Source organism: Campylobacter sp. CFSAN093233, from assembly GCF_011068165.1.
GTDB lineage: Bacteria > Campylobacterota > Campylobacteria > Campylobacterales > Campylobacteraceae > Campylobacter_D > Campylobacter_D jejuni.
Genome location: NZ_JAAMWY010000004.1, coordinates 1 through 16783 on the forward strand (window position 1 = coordinate 1; position 16783 = coordinate 16783).

At 31.0% G+C, this 16783-nt stretch carries 17 protein-coding genes and 1 pseudogene; 10 read left to right on the forward strand and 8 right to left on the reverse strand.

Annotated features, from left to right (window positions below; genetic code table 11):
- The 5 genes and pseudogenes from FBF15_RS02050 to ilvE form a co-directional block, all read right to left on the reverse strand.
- Nucleotides 1–1276: pseudogene (locus tag FBF15_RS02050) on the reverse strand (cache domain-containing protein); the annotation flags it as partial.
- 112 nt (nt 1277–1388) lie between these two features.
- Nucleotides 1389–1898 carry a DUF2393 family protein gene (locus tag FBF15_RS02055; protein ID WP_002864577.1) on the reverse strand — a complete coding sequence of 170 codons (510 nt, stop codon included), beginning with the start codon at nt 1896–1898 and terminating at the stop codon, nt 1389–1391.
- Nucleotides 1898–2428, reverse strand: coding sequence for a DUF2393 domain-containing protein (locus FBF15_RS02060; RefSeq protein WP_002867732.1), 531 nt, complete (start codon nt 2426–2428; stop codon nt 1898–1900). Before FBF15_RS02060 ends, FBF15_RS02055 begins: the two co-directional genes overlap by 1 nt.
- An 11-nt stretch (nt 2429–2439) precedes the next feature.
- Nucleotides 2440–3528: a prohibitin family protein gene (locus FBF15_RS02065; RefSeq protein WP_052773698.1), complete on the reverse strand. Its 1089-nt coding sequence runs from the start codon at nt 3526–3528 to the stop codon at nt 2440–2442.
- 11 nt (nt 3529–3539) lie between these two features.
- Nucleotides 3540–4454, reverse strand: coding sequence for a branched-chain-amino-acid transaminase (gene ilvE / locus FBF15_RS02070; protein ID WP_002826902.1), 915 nt, complete (start codon nt 4452–4454; stop codon nt 3540–3542).
- 174 nt (nt 4455–4628) lie between these two features.
- On the opposite strand from ilvE, the gene FBF15_RS02075 reads away from it, so the two are divergent.
- The 10 genes from FBF15_RS02075 (at nt 4629) to FBF15_RS02120 (ending at nt 14659) form a co-directional block, all read left to right on the forward strand.
- Nucleotides 4629–4835, forward strand: a complete 207-nt coding sequence (locus FBF15_RS02075; protein WP_002826901.1) for a 4-oxalocrotonate tautomerase family protein — start codon at nt 4629–4631, stop codon at nt 4833–4835.
- On the forward strand, nt 4832–5287 hold the full coding sequence (gene bcp / locus FBF15_RS02080; RefSeq protein ID WP_002901212.1) for a thioredoxin-dependent thiol peroxidase: 456 nt from the start codon (nt 4832–4834) through the stop codon (nt 5285–5287). The genes FBF15_RS02075 and bcp overlap by 4 nt, the downstream gene beginning before the upstream one ends.
- A complete protein-coding gene (locus tag FBF15_RS02085; RefSeq protein WP_052773699.1) occupies nt 5287–6378 on the forward strand; it encodes an epoxyqueuosine reductase QueH in 1092 nt (363 codons plus the stop codon). Before bcp ends, FBF15_RS02085 begins: the two co-directional genes overlap by 1 nt.
- 94 nt (nt 6379–6472) lie before the next feature.
- Complete coding sequence (fabZ, locus tag FBF15_RS02090; protein WP_002851782.1) at nt 6473–6913, forward strand: 3-hydroxyacyl-ACP dehydratase FabZ; 441 nt, start codon at nt 6473–6475, stop codon at nt 6911–6913.
- Nucleotides 6913–7704: an acyl-ACP--UDP-N-acetylglucosamine O-acyltransferase gene (gene lpxA, locus FBF15_RS02095; protein WP_002869712.1), complete on the forward strand. Its 792-nt coding sequence runs from the start codon at nt 6913–6915 to the stop codon at nt 7702–7704. The genes fabZ and lpxA overlap by 1 nt, the downstream gene beginning before the upstream one ends.
- Nucleotides 7697–8920: an ATP-dependent Clp protease ATP-binding subunit ClpX gene (gene clpX / locus FBF15_RS02100; protein WP_002860329.1), complete on the forward strand. Its 1224-nt coding sequence runs from the start codon at nt 7697–7699 to the stop codon at nt 8918–8920. Before lpxA ends, clpX begins: the two co-directional genes overlap by 8 nt.
- Nucleotides 8921–8930: 10 nt before the next feature.
- Complete coding sequence (locus FBF15_RS02105) at nt 8931–9971, forward strand: rod shape-determining protein (RefSeq protein WP_002857495.1); 1041 nt, start codon at nt 8931–8933, stop codon at nt 9969–9971.
- The gene (gene mreC, locus FBF15_RS02110; protein WP_002859838.1) at nt 9961–10710 is read left to right on the forward strand and encodes a rod shape-determining protein MreC; all 750 of its coding nucleotides are present in this window, start codon (nt 9961–9963) and stop codon (nt 10708–10710) included. The genes FBF15_RS02105 and mreC overlap by 11 nt, the downstream gene beginning before the upstream one ends.
- 260 nt (nt 10711–10970) lie before the next feature.
- Complete coding sequence (gene carB, locus FBF15_RS02115; RefSeq protein WP_052785886.1) at nt 10971–14240, forward strand: carbamoyl-phosphate synthase large subunit; 3270 nt, start codon at nt 10971–10973, stop codon at nt 14238–14240.
- A complete protein-coding gene (locus FBF15_RS02120; protein WP_002851686.1) occupies nt 14237–14659 on the forward strand; it encodes a hypothetical protein in 423 nt (140 codons plus the stop codon). Before carB ends, FBF15_RS02120 begins: the two co-directional genes overlap by 4 nt.
- Here the strand turns inward: FBF15_RS02120 and FBF15_RS02125 are convergent, their stop codons facing one another.
- The 3 genes from FBF15_RS02125 to FBF15_RS02135 are packed head-to-tail and all read right to left on the reverse strand — an operon-like array spanning nt 14660 to nt 16781.
- Nucleotides 14660–15637, reverse strand: coding sequence for a transaldolase (locus FBF15_RS02125; protein WP_002860327.1), 978 nt, complete (start codon nt 15635–15637; stop codon nt 14660–14662).
- Complete coding sequence (gene serB / locus FBF15_RS02130; RefSeq protein ID WP_002851598.1) at nt 15637–16260, reverse strand: phosphoserine phosphatase SerB; 624 nt, start codon at nt 16258–16260, stop codon at nt 15637–15639. The genes FBF15_RS02125 and serB overlap by 1 nt, the downstream gene beginning before the upstream one ends.
- Entirely contained in the window at nt 16260–16781 is a 522-nt protein-coding gene (locus tag FBF15_RS02135; protein ID WP_002826355.1) for a chemotaxis protein CheW, read from the reverse strand. The genes serB and FBF15_RS02135 overlap by 1 nt, the downstream gene beginning before the upstream one ends.
- Nucleotides 16782–16783: the final 2 nt, after the last annotated feature.

Here is a 16783-nt window from a genome sequence, read left to right on the forward strand (position 1 = left end):
TTTGAACTGATTCTTTAACGGCTTGATTGTCTTGTTCTAAGCCTCTTTTAGTAGCAAGAATGTTTTCGTTGATAATTTTACCCATTTTGCCCAATTCATCATTAGCTTTAATTTCAATTGTCTGAACTTCTATTTTTTCATGATTTAAAAAGCGAAAGAAATTTTCCAAAGACTTAAGTATAAGAGGAATTCTAGAGCCTATGATTTTTCTTATAAAAAAGTACACAACAGCCAAAATAGCAATTAGTGCTATTATAGCAACACTAATAATAATATATTGTAGTTTATATAAAGGGGCTAAAACTGATTTTTTAGGAGCTGTTACAATTACACTCCAATGACTAGAATTACCTAAAGTGCTAAATGAAGAGATACTAGCATAACTAAGATCTCCTGTTGAGGCAATATAATTATCTAAGATTTCATCTTTATGGTTTTTAACTGCCTCAACAATTAATTGAGCAGATTGATCTTTGTTAATATCAAATAAAGTTTTTAAAATTGCATTTTTATTTTTATGAATAGCAATAATACCCTGATCGTTCATTAAGAATCTTAGATCCCCTTCAAAAAAGTCGAATTTTGGATCCAATATAGTCTCGGAAATTTCTAGTAAATCTATAGTATATCCTATAACTCCAATAAATTTGCCCTTATTGTTAAAAATAGGCATACCGAAATTTATACCTAAAAATTCATTATTATCATAATTAAGTTTTCTAGGAGAATCTACAAAAACAGAGTCTTTATCTCCATATTTTGCATTTTGTTCGATATTTTGTATTAGATTTAATTGAGAGAAATTGTTTGGAGTTGAAATAGTAGTTATTCCACCAGATTTTTCTGCTATTTGATCAAAAAATATCATAGAAAAAGTTTTTCCATCTGGGCTAATATATTTTTTATCTACATTCTGCATATCGCTTAATACAGTAGTATCTTTTAAATAGAGAAATGTATATGCTGCATAGTGACTACTATCAAAAGTATTTTTTATAAGACTTTCAATTAAATCGATATCTATATGATCATTATTTTGAAACATTTCATTTAACGATGTAGCAACTCCTTTGGTTAGTGTGACTTCTTCATTTAACATACCTTGTATATAATTCACATATCTTTTTGAAGATAATAAAATAGTATCTTTGGCTTCTTTTTCTGAATATGAAGCAACTTGAAAAGAAACAATAGCAATCATAAGAGCTATAGCTAAAATAACACTAATAGCAACTGATAATAAGAGTTTTGAACTAACGCTCGATAGTCTAAACATGAAAAACCTCACATAAATTTTTTACTAAAAATAAAGCTCGTTAGCATATCAAAAAAAAATAAAATTAATATAAAATTATTTTTTATAGATGTTTTAAAACTATTTAACAATATCAAATACATTTTAAGGTGTGATAAAATTCAGGATTATTAAAAGTTGGAGGAAAAGGAACGCTAGCTCTAAATTCTTTATAGGTATTACCCGGGAGTGTGTCTATGATTTCTATAGTATAAGAAACACTTGTATTTTGCATTTTAGCGTTACGGATATTTTTATCATTGAAAATTTCACCTCCTACTTGTTGTTGGTTTAATATGCTAAGTATCAAATAGCATTTTTTGATTTCAAATTTAGTAAGATTTTGAACTTTTCCACTTACTATAACGCTTTCATGTCTTAGATCTCTTGTGTAGGTTAGTTTGCTAAGATCGGCTTGAGTGGTGAATTGATTGATTGTCAGAAAAATAGAATATATCAAAAGTGCGGTAAAAATAGTAGCTATGGTATAAGAAATCAAAGCCATTTCTTTTTGTTTGACTTTTAGAAAGATTAAAATACAAATCAAGGCAAAGCAAATAAGTAAAATGATAAAAGCTATAATATGAAAAATCGTAAAATGCATTAAAAACACTCCGAAACTAAGCGTATGGTATAGTTATTTTCATAGTTAAAATTTTCAAAAGCAATTCTTTGAAATTGGGTTGCGTTTTTCTTTAGATCTTTAATTTCTCTACTTTTTTGTCTAAAAGGGATAAATTTCTTTTTATATTCTTCTATGATATTATCATTAGGTATTTTATCTGCAAAAATTTTAGCTGTAATTTTACATTCTTTAAAATTATTTTTTGAATTATTTGTAATGTTAAAATCAACAATTAAATCATTTGAGCTTTGTATCATTTTTTGATCTGTAATAGCGATTTTTCGAGTTCTTACTTCATTGTCTATTAGTTTATACCCATAGATATAAACTAAAAAACAAATAATAATATCAAATGCAATAATAAAAAGTGCTGCTATAGGTCTATGGCGTAAAAATACGCAAAGAAGTAAAACACAAGTGAAGAGAAAAAAAACTAATAAAATCAGCATATAATCTACTAAATATAAATGAGTAGTGTAAAAAAGCACGATTTCTCTTAGTTTCTCCACTTGCGTATCCTTTAGTTCATGTTGGCAGCACTTTGCTTTTTAGCATCTTTAGTATCAACCCAAATGTTTGGCACTGCTCCACCTGGAGTTAAGAAAATTTTAGCATCTTGATTGACTTTTAAGGCTTCATTAAATTCTTTTTGAGTTTCAATTTGTTTTAAATTTAGCAAAGGGGTGTTTAAGCTGTTTGCGATTTCTTTATTAGAATAAGCTTGTGCATCTGCTTCTATCTTAACAGCCATAGCTTTACCTTTGGCGCTGATTATGGTTGCATTTGCTTCCCCTTCAGCTAAAGCAGCTTTTTTTAAGGCTTCTTGATTAGCTCTTTCTACTTCATATTTAGTTCTTTCAGCCTCTTGTTTTGCAATTTGCACGCGTTCGATTTGTTCTTTTACTTTTGAAGGTAAAATAATTTCTCTAAGTTGTACAGCGCGAAGTTCTACAGGTTCATTTGGTTGGGCTTCTATGGTTTTTCTTATACCTTCTTCTATTTGAGCGGCTATTGTATTACGATTAGTAGGAAGTTCTTCGGCTGTATATTTTCCTACAACACTTCGCACTACATCACGAACAACTGGATCGATAATTTTATTTTCCCAATTTAAGCTCCAAGTAGCTATAGTTTGAGGAACTTGCAGAGGATTTAAGCGGTATTGTACTGTAACATCAATAGATACAGGCAATCCACGAGAGTCAAGTACAGAAATGCTATTTTTATTAATAACACCTGAACCTGAAGATAAATTTTCATTACTTCCCTCTATAGAAGCATAGTTGATTTGTCTTACTCTAGTATCGATTATGGTTATTTTTTGTACAAAAGGTAAGAAAAAGTGAAGTCCTGGTTCTAATGGATTTGGGTCATATTTACCTGTTGTTGATTTAATCCCCATTTCCCCAGAATTTATCACCATAAAAGGTTTTGCAACGATTAAAAATAAGATAATAATAATCACCCCATAAACAAATGGAGAGAATTTCCCAAAACCTTTAAAATTAAATTCTGGTGCTTTGAAATTGAAATTTTGACGGTTGTTGTTTCCGTTATTGTTAGAATTTCTATTTTTTTTATTGAAATAATCATTTAAATCAGCTGGCATTTATTTCCTTTTTAAATATAAGTTAGCATAGATGCGTATTTTTCATTGCGTCCATAAACTACATTAAAATAAGCATCTTGAAGTTTTTTGGTTACAGGTCCTCTTAAACCATTTCCTATTATTCTTGCATCAATATTGTTAATAGGTGTGATTTCAGCGGCTGTTCCGGTAAAAAATGCTTCATCAGCAGTATAAACTTCATCTCTTGAAATTCTTTGGCGAAGCACAGTGATACCAAGATCATGAGCTATTTTAAGCACTGTATTTTGAGTAATGCTTTTTAAAGAAAAATCATTTGGAGGTGTGATTAAAACCCCGTCTTTTACAATAAAGAAACATTCTCCTGTTCCTTCTGCGATAAAACCTTCTTCATCAAGCATTAAAGCTTCTTCATAGCCTGCTTCAATAGCTTCAAATTTTGCAATTTGAGAGTTAAGATAATTTGCACTTGCTTTAGCTTTTCCCATGCATGATTTAACACTATTTCTTGCAAAAGACGAAATTTTTACTTTTATGCCTTTTTCTAAACCTTCTTCTCCAAGGTAAGCACCCCATTCCCAAGCTGCAATTCCAACTCTTACAGGAGCTTTTATATGATAAAGTCCCATAACTCCATCGCCTAAGAAAATCAAAGGGCGGATATAGACATTGCTTTTAAAGTTGTTTGCTTTTAAGAGTTCAATTTGTGCATTTTCAAGCTCTTTTTGAGAAAAAGGACAATTTAAAAGAGTAATTTTTGCAGACTCTAAAAGTCTTTTGGTGTGATCTTCAAGTCTGAAAATTGCTAAGCCTTTATCTGTTTTATAGGCTCTAGTTCCTTCAAAAACAGCATTGCCATAATGCAAAGAATGGGTTAAAAAGTGCAAAGTTGCATCTTTAAAATCAACTAATTTTCCATCCATCCAAATTTTATCTGCTGAGATCATTTTTTACCTTTTATAGTTGTTTATTTCTTAAAAAATATTATTTTAAGAATAAATCGGGATTTTATCAAAAATATACTAACAATAAGCTTTTATTAAATTAAGGTTTTTTATTAAAAAAAATATTAGGTATTTTTTGAAATAATTATGAAAAATTATCGTTAAAAAGGAGAAATTATGCCATTAGTAAATATTAAATTAGCAAAGCCGTCTTTAAGCAAGGAACAAAAAGCGGAGCTTATAGCTGATATTACCAAACTTTTAAGCACGAAATATAATAAAAGTAAAGAAAGAGTTGTGGTGGTTTTAGAAGATGTAGAAAATTATGATATAGGCTTTGGCGGAGAAAGCGTTGAAGCTATCAAAGCAAAGGCAATTAAATGAGTTTAAACATAGGAGATAAAGCACCTCAGTTTGAGCTTTTAAATCAAGATGGGGTAAAAATAGCATTAAAAGATTTTATTGGCAAAAAGGTGATTTTGTATTTTTATCCAAAAGATAATACCCCAGGTTGCACTACAGAAGCTTGTGATTTTAGCGCAAATTATGATAAATTTGGTGGTAAAAATGCGGTGATTATTGGTATCAGTCCTGATAGCGTGGCAAGTCATGAAAAATTTATCTCTAAATTTGATTTAAAACATATTTTACTTAGCGATAGTGAAAAAGAAGTTGCTAAAGCTTATGGAGCTTGGGGGCTTAAGAAAAATTACGGAAAAGAATACGAAGGTCTTATTCGTTCTACTTTTGTTATCGATGAAACAGGTAAGATTGTTCAAATTTATAGTAATGTTCGTGTAAAAGATCATGCTTTAAAAGTGCTTGAAAGTCTTTAATGTTAGTGCATATTTGTTGCAGTGTGGATAGTCATTATTTTATTGAAGAACTTAGAAAGACTTATCCTGATGAAAAAATTATAGGATACTTTTATGATCCAAATATCCATCCTTTAAGCGAATACGAACTAAGATTTTTAGATGTAAAAAGATCTTGTGATAAACTTGGTATTAAGCTTTATAAAGGTGAGTATGAGTATGAAAAATGGCTTAATGCTGTGCGTGGTTATGAAGATGAGCCTGAAAAGGGTGCAAGGTGTGAAATTTGCTTTGATGTAAGAATGGGATCTAGTGTTAAATTTGCTGCTAAAATAGGAGAAAAAAAGCTTACTACTACGCTTTTAACCAGCCCTAAAAAAGATTTAGAACAGTTAAAAAATGCTTTACAAAAAGAATGTGAGCTTTATAGAGTAGAGTTTTTAGCTCCTGATTTTCGTAAAAATGGCGGTACTCAAAGACAGTTTGCTTTAGCAAAAAAGGAAATGCTTTATCATCAAAACTATTGCGGCTGCATTTATGGGCTTAAAAAACAAAAACAAGATAAGAATTTTATTGATGAATTAATGTCTCCTGTAAATAAGCAAATTTTACCTGCAAGTATAGAAGCAAGAATAGCTCTTTATAAAAAAGTAGTTTTATGGGAAAAAAAAGGTATAAAATTTGAAATTTTAAGAGAGAAATTTTTAAATTATCGTCTTTTAAGTGCTTTGATAAAATTAGATAAAAAGCCCGTTAAATCTCATATTTTATTTTATTCGCATTTTAAAAACGCTTATACAAGATTTTCTTTGGATGAGGAAAATTTAAAACAAAATTTAAAAGAAGGCTTTTATAGAAGTACTAAAGATGAAATAGTTTTAGTGGAATTTTGGCGTTTTAATGCATTTTTTAAAAACAAATGGAAAAATTTTGAAGATTTTTTAAAAAAACCTTTAAGTGTTCAAGCAGAAATTAAATGGCGTAATAAATTGTTTGGAACTTATAATCTTAGTCCTATTATCATCCTCGAAAATATTTTACCTTCAAGATATGAAGTGATAGCAAAAAGTGAAATTTATCATGATAATCAAGAGGTGCTTGTAAAAATTTAAGAAATTTATTAAGAAAAACTTTTTTTGTTAATATAATTTTTAATGATTTTTTTATATAATAAAATTTTTAATTGTTTTCAAGGTTAATTTAATAATGATAGATGTAATGCAAATTCAAGAAATTTTACCACACCGTTATCCTTTTTTACTAGTAGATAAAATTACAGAATTAAAAGTTAAAGAAGTGGTACGAGGATATAAAAACATCAGTATAAGTGATCATGTTTTTATGGGACATTTTCCAGGGCATCCTATTTATCCTGGAGTTTTGATTTTAGAAGGTATGGCTCAAACAGGTGGAGTTTTAGCTTTTGAAAGTATGGAAGATAAAGTGGATCCAAAAAGTAAAGTAGTTTATTTCACAGGCATAGATGGAGCAAAATTTAGAAATCCTGTGCGTCCTGGAGATAGGCTTGATTATGAAATGAGCGTGGTTAAAAATCGTGGTAATATGTGGATTTTTAAAGGGCAAGCTTTTGTAGATGGAAATTTAGTTGCAGAGGCCGAGCTTAAAGCTATGATAGTGGATAAATAATGAAAAAAATTCATCCAAGTGCGGTGATTGAAGAGGGTGCACAACTTGGTGACGATGTTGTAATAGAAGCTTATGCTTATGTAAGCAAAGATGCTAAAATAGGTAATAATGTTGTCATCAAACAAGGTGCTCGAATTCTTTCAGATACAACTATAGGTGATCATTCTCGTGTATTTTCTTATGCAATAGTAGGCGATATTCCTCAGGACATATCTTATAAAGAAGAGCAAAAAAGCGGTGTTGTTATAGGGAAAAATGCAACTATTAGAGAATTTGCAACGATAAATTCAGGTACAGCTAAAGGAGATGGTTTTACTCGTATAGGCGATAATGCTTTTATTATGGCTTATTGTCATATTGCTCATGATTGTCTTTTGGGTAATAATATTATTTTAGCTAATAATGCAACTTTGGCAGGACATGTAGAGCTTGGAGATTTTACGGTTGTAGGCGGGCTTACACCTATTCATCAATTTGTCAAAGTAGGTGAGGGTTGTATGATAGCAGGAGCAAGTGCACTTTCTCAGGATATAGTACCGTTTTGTTTAGCAGAAGGAAATCGTGCAAGTATTAGAAGTTTAAATTTAGTAGGCACTCGTCGTCGTTTTGATAAAGATGAAGTAGATAGACTTAGTAGAGCTTTTAAAACTTTATTTAGACAAGGAGATTTAAAAGAAAATGCTAAAAATTTGCTTGAAAATCAAGAAAGTGAAAATGTTAAAAAAATGTGCCATTTTATATTAGAAACAAAGCGTGGAATTCCTGTCTATAGGGGTAAAAATAATGCCTAGAAAATGTAGTTTTTGCAATGAAGTGGAGAATCCACAAAGAAGAATTTTAGCAAATGAAAATGATGATGCTTTTATTTGTGAATATTGCGTTGAAGGTGCTTATAGTATTATTTATGGAGAAGAAAAAGAATTTAAAGAACCTAAACAAAGTCATAATACAGAATTTAAAGATATCACTCCAAAAGAATTAAAAGCTTATTTAGATCGTTATGTCATAGGACAAGATAGAGCTAAAAAAGTTTTTAGTGTTGGAGTATACAATCATTATAAAAGACTTTTTAAAGCTGAACTTCAAGATGATGATACAGAGCTTTTTAAGTCAAATATTTTACTTGTTGGGCCAACAGGAAGTGGAAAAACTTTATTGGCGCAAACTTTAGCTAAATTTTTAGATGTACCTATAGCAATTTGTGATGCAACTTCTTTAACTGAAGCAGGATATGTAGGTGAGGATGTGGAAAATATTTTAACACGTCTTTTACAAGCTGCAGATGGAGATGTGCAAAGAGCTCAAAAAGGTATAGTTTTTATTGATGAGATTGATAAAATTGCTAGAATGAGTGAAAATCGTTCTATTACTCGTGATGTAAGTGGAGAGGGTGTGCAACAAGCTTTACTTAAGATTATCGAAGGAAGTTTGGTAAATATTCCACCAAAAGGGGGAAGAAAACATCCAAATCAAGAGTTTATACAAATTGACACTTCAAATATTTTATTTGTTTGTGGTGGAGCTTTTGATGGTTTGGAAACTATCTTAAAAAGAAAACTTGGCGATAAAGTTGTGGGCTTTTTTGATGATGCAAAAGAAGAAAATAAAGCTTTACTTGAGAAAATTGAACCTGATGATTTGGTGCATTTTGGTTTGATTCCTGAGCTTATAGGTCGTTTGCATGTGATTGCATCTTTAAATGAGCTTAATGAAGAAGATATGGTAAGAATTTTAACTGAGCCTAAAAATGCCATTATTAAGCAATATCAAAAGCTTTTTGCTATTGATGGGGTAAATTTAAAATTTGAAGAAGATGCTCTAAGAGCTATCGCACAGCTTGCATTGGAGAGAAAAACAGGGGCTAGGGGGCTTAGAAGTATTATAGAAGAAATGATGGTAGATTTAATGTTTGAGTTACCAGAGTATAAAAACTATGATATTGTAATAACCAAAGAAGTTGTTAAAGACAATGCAAAGGCATTATTAATAAAAAGAAAAATAAGTTAAAAGGATAGAAATGATATTAGATCAACTTATAGGATTTTTTTCTAGTGATATGGGGATTGATTTAGGAACAGCTAATACGCTAGTTTTGGTAAAAGATAAGGGTATAGTGATAAACGAGCCTTCTGTTGTGGCAGTTGAAAGAGAAAGGTATGGTTCCAAAGCAAAAATTTTAGCCGTAGGTAAAGAAGCTAAAGATATGGTGGGAAAAACTCCAGGCAATATCGAAGCTATTCGTCCTATGAAAGATGGCGTGATTGCAGATTTTGATATGACTGAAAAAATGATCCGCTATTTTATAGAAAAAACACATCGTAGAAAAAGTTTTTTACGCCCTAGAATTATTATTTCTGTTCCTTATGGTTTAACTCAAGTAGAAAGAAAAGCGGTAAGAGAAAGTGCTTTAAGTGCAGGTGCAAGAGAGGTATTTTTGATCGAAGAGCCTATGGCAGCAGCTATTGGTGCAAGTTTACCTATACAAGAACCTAAAGGAAATTTGGTAGTAGATATAGGGGGTGGAACTACTGAGATCGGAGTGATTTCTTTGGGTGGACTTGTGATTTCAAAGTCTATTCGTACGGCTGGAGATAAGCTTGATATGAGTATAGTTAATTATGTAAAAGAAAAATACAATCTTATCATAGGTGAAAGAACAGGCGAAGAGATCAAAATCACCATAGGTTCAGCAATACAACTTCCAAAAGAACTTTCTATGGTGGTAAAAGGACGCGATCAAGTAAGTGGACTTTTAAGTCGTATTGAACTTACAAGTGAAGATGTAAGAGAAGCAATGCGTGAGTATTTAAAAGAAATTGCTGATGCTTTAAAAATGGTTCTTGAAATGATGCCGCCTGATTTAGCAAGTGATATAGTAGAAAATGGTGTAGTTTTAACAGGTGGTGGAGCATTGATTCGTGGTTTTGATAAATACTTAAGTGAAATTGTACGTTTGCCAGTTTATATCGCAGATGAACCGCTTTTAGCTGTAGCAAAAGGAACGGGTAAAGCTTTAGAGGAAATTTCATTATTGCAACAATTAACCAATGAAGAATAAGATTTTTTATGTTCTTGTCTTAGCCTTTTTGGTTTTTATATCTTTTTATTATGGAGGACTTATCAAGCAAAATGTTCTCCGTGTTAATGATTTTGTTATAGGTAATTTTTATAATATTAAAGATTATTTGGGAAAAAAAATTTCAGAACACTTTAATCAAGCAAATCAAATTCAGCAACTAAAAGCTAGAAATAAAGAATTAGAAGATATTGCTGTAAAGGTAACTAGTTTTGCAAATCAATTAAATCGTATTTTAGAGGATCAAAATTCTACAAAATATTTACCTCAAGTTTCTTTAACTAGAGTTATTTCTTACGTTCAATTGAATGATTATAAAAAATTATGGTTAGATTGGAGCAAAATTCCAGTTGGTAAAAATCGTGGTTTAATATATCAAGGATATACTGCAGGTATAGCTATTAATAAAAATGGTAGAGCAATGGCTCTCTTACAAGGTGATGATCAGTGTGTTTTTTCTGTTTATATAGGAAAATCCAAAGCTCCAGGTTTAATCCAGGGTGAAGATGGCAGGATTGTGGTTAAATTTATTCCAAAATGGGCAAAAATTAATACCGGAGATGAAATTTTAACAAGTGGACTTGATAATATTTTCTTTTCAGATATACCTGTCGGTATTGTGAATAGAGTTAATGATGAAGATATGTATCAAAGTGTAGAAGTAAAGCCTTATGTTAAGATTAGTATTCCTGCTTATTTATATGTAGTAGATAATTTATAAGTCAAGGATTAGACTTTTTAAAAATTTTCTATATTTTTGCTAATTATTATAACTTTGTTTAATGCTAAAAATTTTGTTAAATTATCAAATAAATGTTTATAATTGAATGAGAATTTTATAAAAAATCTTAAATTTCTTTATGTATTATTTCCTAGATTAAAAGCAGAGTGTTTATTTTTTAAAATTATATCGATAATTTCAAAGTTTATAAAACTAATTTTTGTTATAATCAGCCCAAATTTATGCTCTTAGGAAAATTTATGCCAAAACGAACAGATATTAAAAGCATTTTACTTATAGGAAGTGGTCCTATTGTGATAGGACAAGCTTGTGAATTTGATTATTCTGGAACTCAAGCCGCAAAGACTTTAAAAGAATTAGGATATCGTGTAGTATTAATCAACTCAAATCCTGCAACCATCATGACAGATCCCGAATTTGCAGATGCGACTTATATAGAACCCATAACAAAAGAAAGTATTTTAAGTATTATTAAAAAAGAAAAAATTGATGCAATTTTGCCAACTATGGGTGGACAAGTAGCGTTAAATGTTGCTATGGAAGTTTATGAAAGCGGACTTTTAGGAGATGTGAAATTTTTAGGCGCAAATCCTGAGGCGATTAAAAAAGGCGAAGATCGTCAGGTTTTTAAAGAATGTATGAAAAAAATTGGCATGGATTTGCCAAAATCGATGTATGCGTATAATTATGACGAAGCTTTAAAAGCCGTAGATGAAATCGGCTTTCCTTTGATGATCCGTGCTTCTTATACTTTAGGGGGTGCTGGAAGTGGTGTGGTTTACAATATGGACGAATTTAAAGAACTTACCAATACTGCTTTAGCTTTATCACCTATTCATGAAATTTTGATTGAAGAAAGTTTGTTAGGTTGGAAAGAATATGAAATGGAAGTTATACGCGATAGAGCGGATAATTGTATCATAGTTTGTAGCATAGAAAATATCGATCCTATGGGAGTTCATACAGGAGATAGTATTACAATAGCTCCAGCATTAACTTTGACAGATAAAGAATATCAAGTTATGCGTAATGCTTCTTTTGCTATTTTGCGTGAAATTGGTGTAGATACAGGCGGAAGTAATGTGCAATTTGCTATCAACCCAAAAAATGGAAGAATGATAGTTATAGAAATGAATCCAAGAGTTTCAAGATCAAGTGCTTTAGCTTCTAAGGCAACGGGTTATCCTATAGCAAAGGTTGCGACACTTTTGGCAGTAGGTTTTAGCTTAGATGAGATTAAAAATGATATTACAGGAACTCCTGCATCTTTCGAGCCTGTGATTGATTATATTGTAACAAAAATTCCTCGCTTTACCTTTGAAAAATTTCCAGGAGCAAATACAACTTTAGGTACAGCTATGAAAAGTGTGGGTGAGGTAATGGCTATAGGACGCACTTTTAAAGAAAGTATACAAAAAGCACTTTGTTCGCTTGAGCGTTCTTTAAGTGGTTTTGATAGGGTAAAATTTGAAGATAGAAATGATCTTGTTTTTAAAATTCGCAATGCCAATGAAAAGCGTTTACTTTATGTTGCTCAAGCTTTTAGGGAAGGTTTTAGCGTAGAAGAACTTTATGAGCTTTGTAAAATAGATCCTTGGTTTTTAACACAGATTAAAGAAATTGTAGATTTTGAAGAACAAATTGATATGGATATTTTAAACAATAAGGCTCTTTTGAGAAAAGCAAAAACTATGGGCTTTTCAGATAAAATGATAGCCTTGCTTGTAAATTTGAAAGATAATTTAGAATTAAGCCAAAATGATATTTATTATGCAAGAATGAAGCAAAAAATCATCGCAGAATTTAGTGAAGTGGATACTTGTGCGGGTGAATTTGAAGCCTTAACTCCTTATCTTTATTCAAGTATCAATGTAAGCGAACTCACTCAAAGTAAAAACGATGCTAAGGATAAAAAAGAAAAAAAAGTGATGATTATAGGTGGGGGGCCAAACCGTATAGGACAAGGTATAGAATTTGACTATGCTTGCGTACATGCTTCTTTTGCGCTTAAAGATATGGGTATTAAAACTATTATGTATAATTGTAATCCTGAAACCGTTTCGACTGACTATGATACAAGTGATATTTTGTATTTCGAGCCTATTGATTTCGAACATTTAAGAGCGGTGATTGAGCGTGAAAAACCTGATGGAGTGATTGTGCATTTTGGTGGACAAACTCCTTTGAAATTTGCTAAGCGTTTAAGTGCTTTTGGAGCTAAGATTATAGGTACTAGCGCAAGAGTAATTGATATGGCAGAAGATAGAAAGAAATTTGCCGAATTTATTACAAAGCTAGGTATCAATCAGCCAAAAAATTCTACTGCAACAAGCGTAGAAGAAGCGGTTCTTAAGGCTAGTGATATAGGGTATCCTGTGCTTGTAAGACCAAGTTATGTTTTAGGTGGGCGTGCGATGCGCGTGGTAAATGATGAGGCTGAACTTAGACTCTATATGCAAGAAGCTGTGGATGTAAGCGATAAAAGCCCTGTTTTGATCGATCAGTTTTTAGACAATGCTACAGAAATTGATGTTGATGCGATTTGTGATGGCAAAGATGTTTATGTTGCAGGAATTATGGAGCACATAGAAGAAGCAGGAATTCATTCGGGTGACAGTGCTTGTTCTTTGCCGCCTTGCAATATCGATGAAAAAATGCAAGAATTTATTGCACAAAAAACCGCAGATATTGCTTTAAATTTGGGAGTTGTAGGACTTTTAAATATACAATTTGCTTTACATAATAATGAGCTTTATATGATAGAGGTAAATCCTAGAGCTAGTCGTACCATACCTTTTGTTAGTAAAGCTACGGGTATTCCTTTAGCAAAAGTGGCAACGCGTGTGATGTGGCAAGGAAATTTAAAAGAAGCTTTAAAATTTTATGATACTTTTAAAGTGGTTAATTTTGATACTAAAATTTTACGCCCTAAAACTCCAAAATATATGAGCGTGAAAGAAGCAGTATTTCCATTTGCAAAACTTAGTGGAAGTGATTTAGAATTAGGTCCTGAAATGCGTTCAACGGGTGAAGTTATGGGTATAAGCAAGGATTTTGCAAATTCTTATGCGAAAAGTCAAATTGCATCGTTTAATCATCTTCCAGAGCAAGGCGTGGTATTTATCTCCTTAAAAGATAAGGATAAAAAATATACCAAAAAAATCGCTGCAGAATATGTAAAGCTTGGCTTTAAGCTTATGGCAACAGGGGGAACTTGCAAGGAAATTTTAGAAAGTGGTTTTGAGTGCGAACTTGTACATAAAATTTCAGAAGGACGCCCCAATGTTGAAGATAAATTGAAAAATGGAGAAATTCACTTAGTTATCAATACAAGCGATAGTCACAGTTTTAAAGGCGATACGAAAAAAATTCGTGAAAATATTATTCGTTTTAAAATACCTTATTTTACAAATTTACGATCAGCTTTAGCAGGTGCAAAATCGATTAAAGCTATACAGAGTAAATCTTGCCTAGATGTAAAGAGTTTGCAAGAGTGGCTTAAATCTTGATTTATTTAGCTCAAACAGATACTACGGTAGGATTTTTAAGTAAAAATTTAGAAGAGATTAATGCTTTAAAAGGTAGAGATAAAAATCAGCCTTGCTTAATCACTTCTGCGAAATTTTGCGAGTTAAAAAGTTTAGCAAGAATTCCAAAATCTTTTAAAAATTTAGTACGTCGTTCTAAAAAAACAACTTTTATTTATCCCAATAATCAGGCCATTCGTATTGTGAAAGAGTGTAAACATGCGAATTTTTTAAGTAAAAATGGCTATTTTTATTCATCTTCGGCAAACAAGCATGGAAAAGAATTTGATGAAGAATGGGCTAGAAGTGTTGCCGATATAATACTTGATGAGAAATTTTTCGAAAATATCCCATCAAAAATATTAAAACTTTCAAAGAATAAAATGATAAAAATACGTTAATTAAAGAGCTTTTAAAATATCTTCAAAAGCAATACAAAATTGCTCTAGGCCGTCACTTAATAAGTCATTGCAAGCTTTTTCTCGTTCATTTTGAGAAATGATTTGATTAAGTTCTGTATAAATTTCAAAATTCATTAAAGGTTTTTTAAAATGCATTTTTCCTTTAAATGCCTCTATTGCATCAAGAGGAGCAGTATTAACAGAATTCTCAAAAAGAAGTTCTTTGATATAATAGTCTTTTGGCAGATCATCTCCTTTAACTCCGGTGCTTGCAAACAAGGCGCGAATATTAGGTTCATTTTTTGAGTAGATATTGTTATAAGCTAAATTTGCATTTAAAATTCCAATACGATTTTGCTCCTTAGCCTTAGGATTTAAAAGTCTATCAAAACGACTTACAAAAATACTTATAACAGCTTGTGGTGTTCTAGTATTTTGTTCTTTTAAGGCTATATTGTTTTTTCTAAATTCGACTAAACCTGCATTTAAAGCTTCAAAACATTTTTGACTTTGTTCAAGAGAAAAAATTAAGGTAGCATTGACGCTAATACCATTTTTCATAAGTTCATACATTACTTCATAAGAAGCTTTTGTAGCTGGTATTTTAATCATTACATTTTCTTTGCTAATAGCACTATAAAGTCTTTTAGCTTCGCCTAAACTAAGAGTCGTGTTATCATGAAGTCTTGGATCTATTTCAATACTTATAAATCCATCATTTTTTTGATAAAAAAGAGGAGCTAATTTATCAGCTGCTTTTTGAATATCAGAAATTGCTAATTCTTCATAAATATCTTTTGTTTTTTTTTCTTTTAATTTAAGAATTTTATCTTTATAAATTGGAGAATTTAAAATAGCATTTTTAAAAATAGCAGGATTTGAAGTAGCGCCATTAATTCCATGTGATAATAAATTTAAAAATTCATTATCTAAAAAACTATTTTCTATAAAATCACACCAAAGAGAAAAATTTTTCATTATATTACCTTTATTATTTCTTTTAAGTCTTTTATATCTATGCAAATATCAGCTTGAGAACGTAAAATTTCTTTAGCACAAAATGCAATCTTTAATCCACTTTCGTTAAACATTGCCAAATCATTTGCCCCATCGCCAACACACATCACTTCATCTGTTTTCAAATTTAAAAAGCTTTTTAATCGTTGTAGCATTAAGCCTTTTGAATTTGAAAACATCATTTCCCCACCAACTAGCCCTGTTAAAATGTCATTTTTATGATGCAGATAATTTGCAAAACCGAGGTTAATTCCAAGTTTTTGCATAGCAGGATTTATGCCTTCATGAAAACCACCGCTAAAAATAACAATTTGTATATTTTTAGATTTTAAATATTGGATAAGTTCATGTGCTCCACGCATTAGTGGAAGTGTGCTACTTAATTCTAAAACTTTTTTATAAGACATACCTTTTAAAAAGCTTACTCGTTTTTGAAGACTTTCGAAAAAATCAAGTTCTCCAGTCATAGCATGGCGGGTAATTTCGCTTGTTTGATTACCCTTGCCATGCGCTGTAGCTAAAATATCGATGGTTTCACCATCCATTAAAGTAGCATCAAAGTCAAAAACACAAAGTTTAATCATTAAAATTCGCGCTTAAGTAAAGCTTCTACTTTGAGTATAGTTAAGATATTTTCATCTCTTTTTCCTATACCATAAATCATACCTTTGTCTTTAACTAAAGTTTCAGGTGGTGGATCGATTCTGTTTCTGTGAATTTTAATTGCTTCAGTTAATCTATCTATAACAAAACCAGCATTTCCTCCAACTCCAGTTCCATTTGTCTCACCTCTTAAAACAATATATCTTGTTTGAGGTGTCATTTTAGAACTTCCTAAATGAAAGCGTTGAGCTAGATCAATGAGCGGCATAACATTACCACGCATATTAAAAACCCCTAGAACATAATCAGGTACACTAGGAACTCTAGTATATTCTATAGGTTTGATGATTTCTTGTATATTAAGAATTGGAATCGCATATTCCTCATCTCCAACTACAAAGCCAACAAGTTGGATGATATCATCTTCTCTTTGATCGACATCAGGACCAGCCATCTGAGTTTGCTGTTTTTGCAAAATTTGCTCTAATTTTTCATTACTCATAT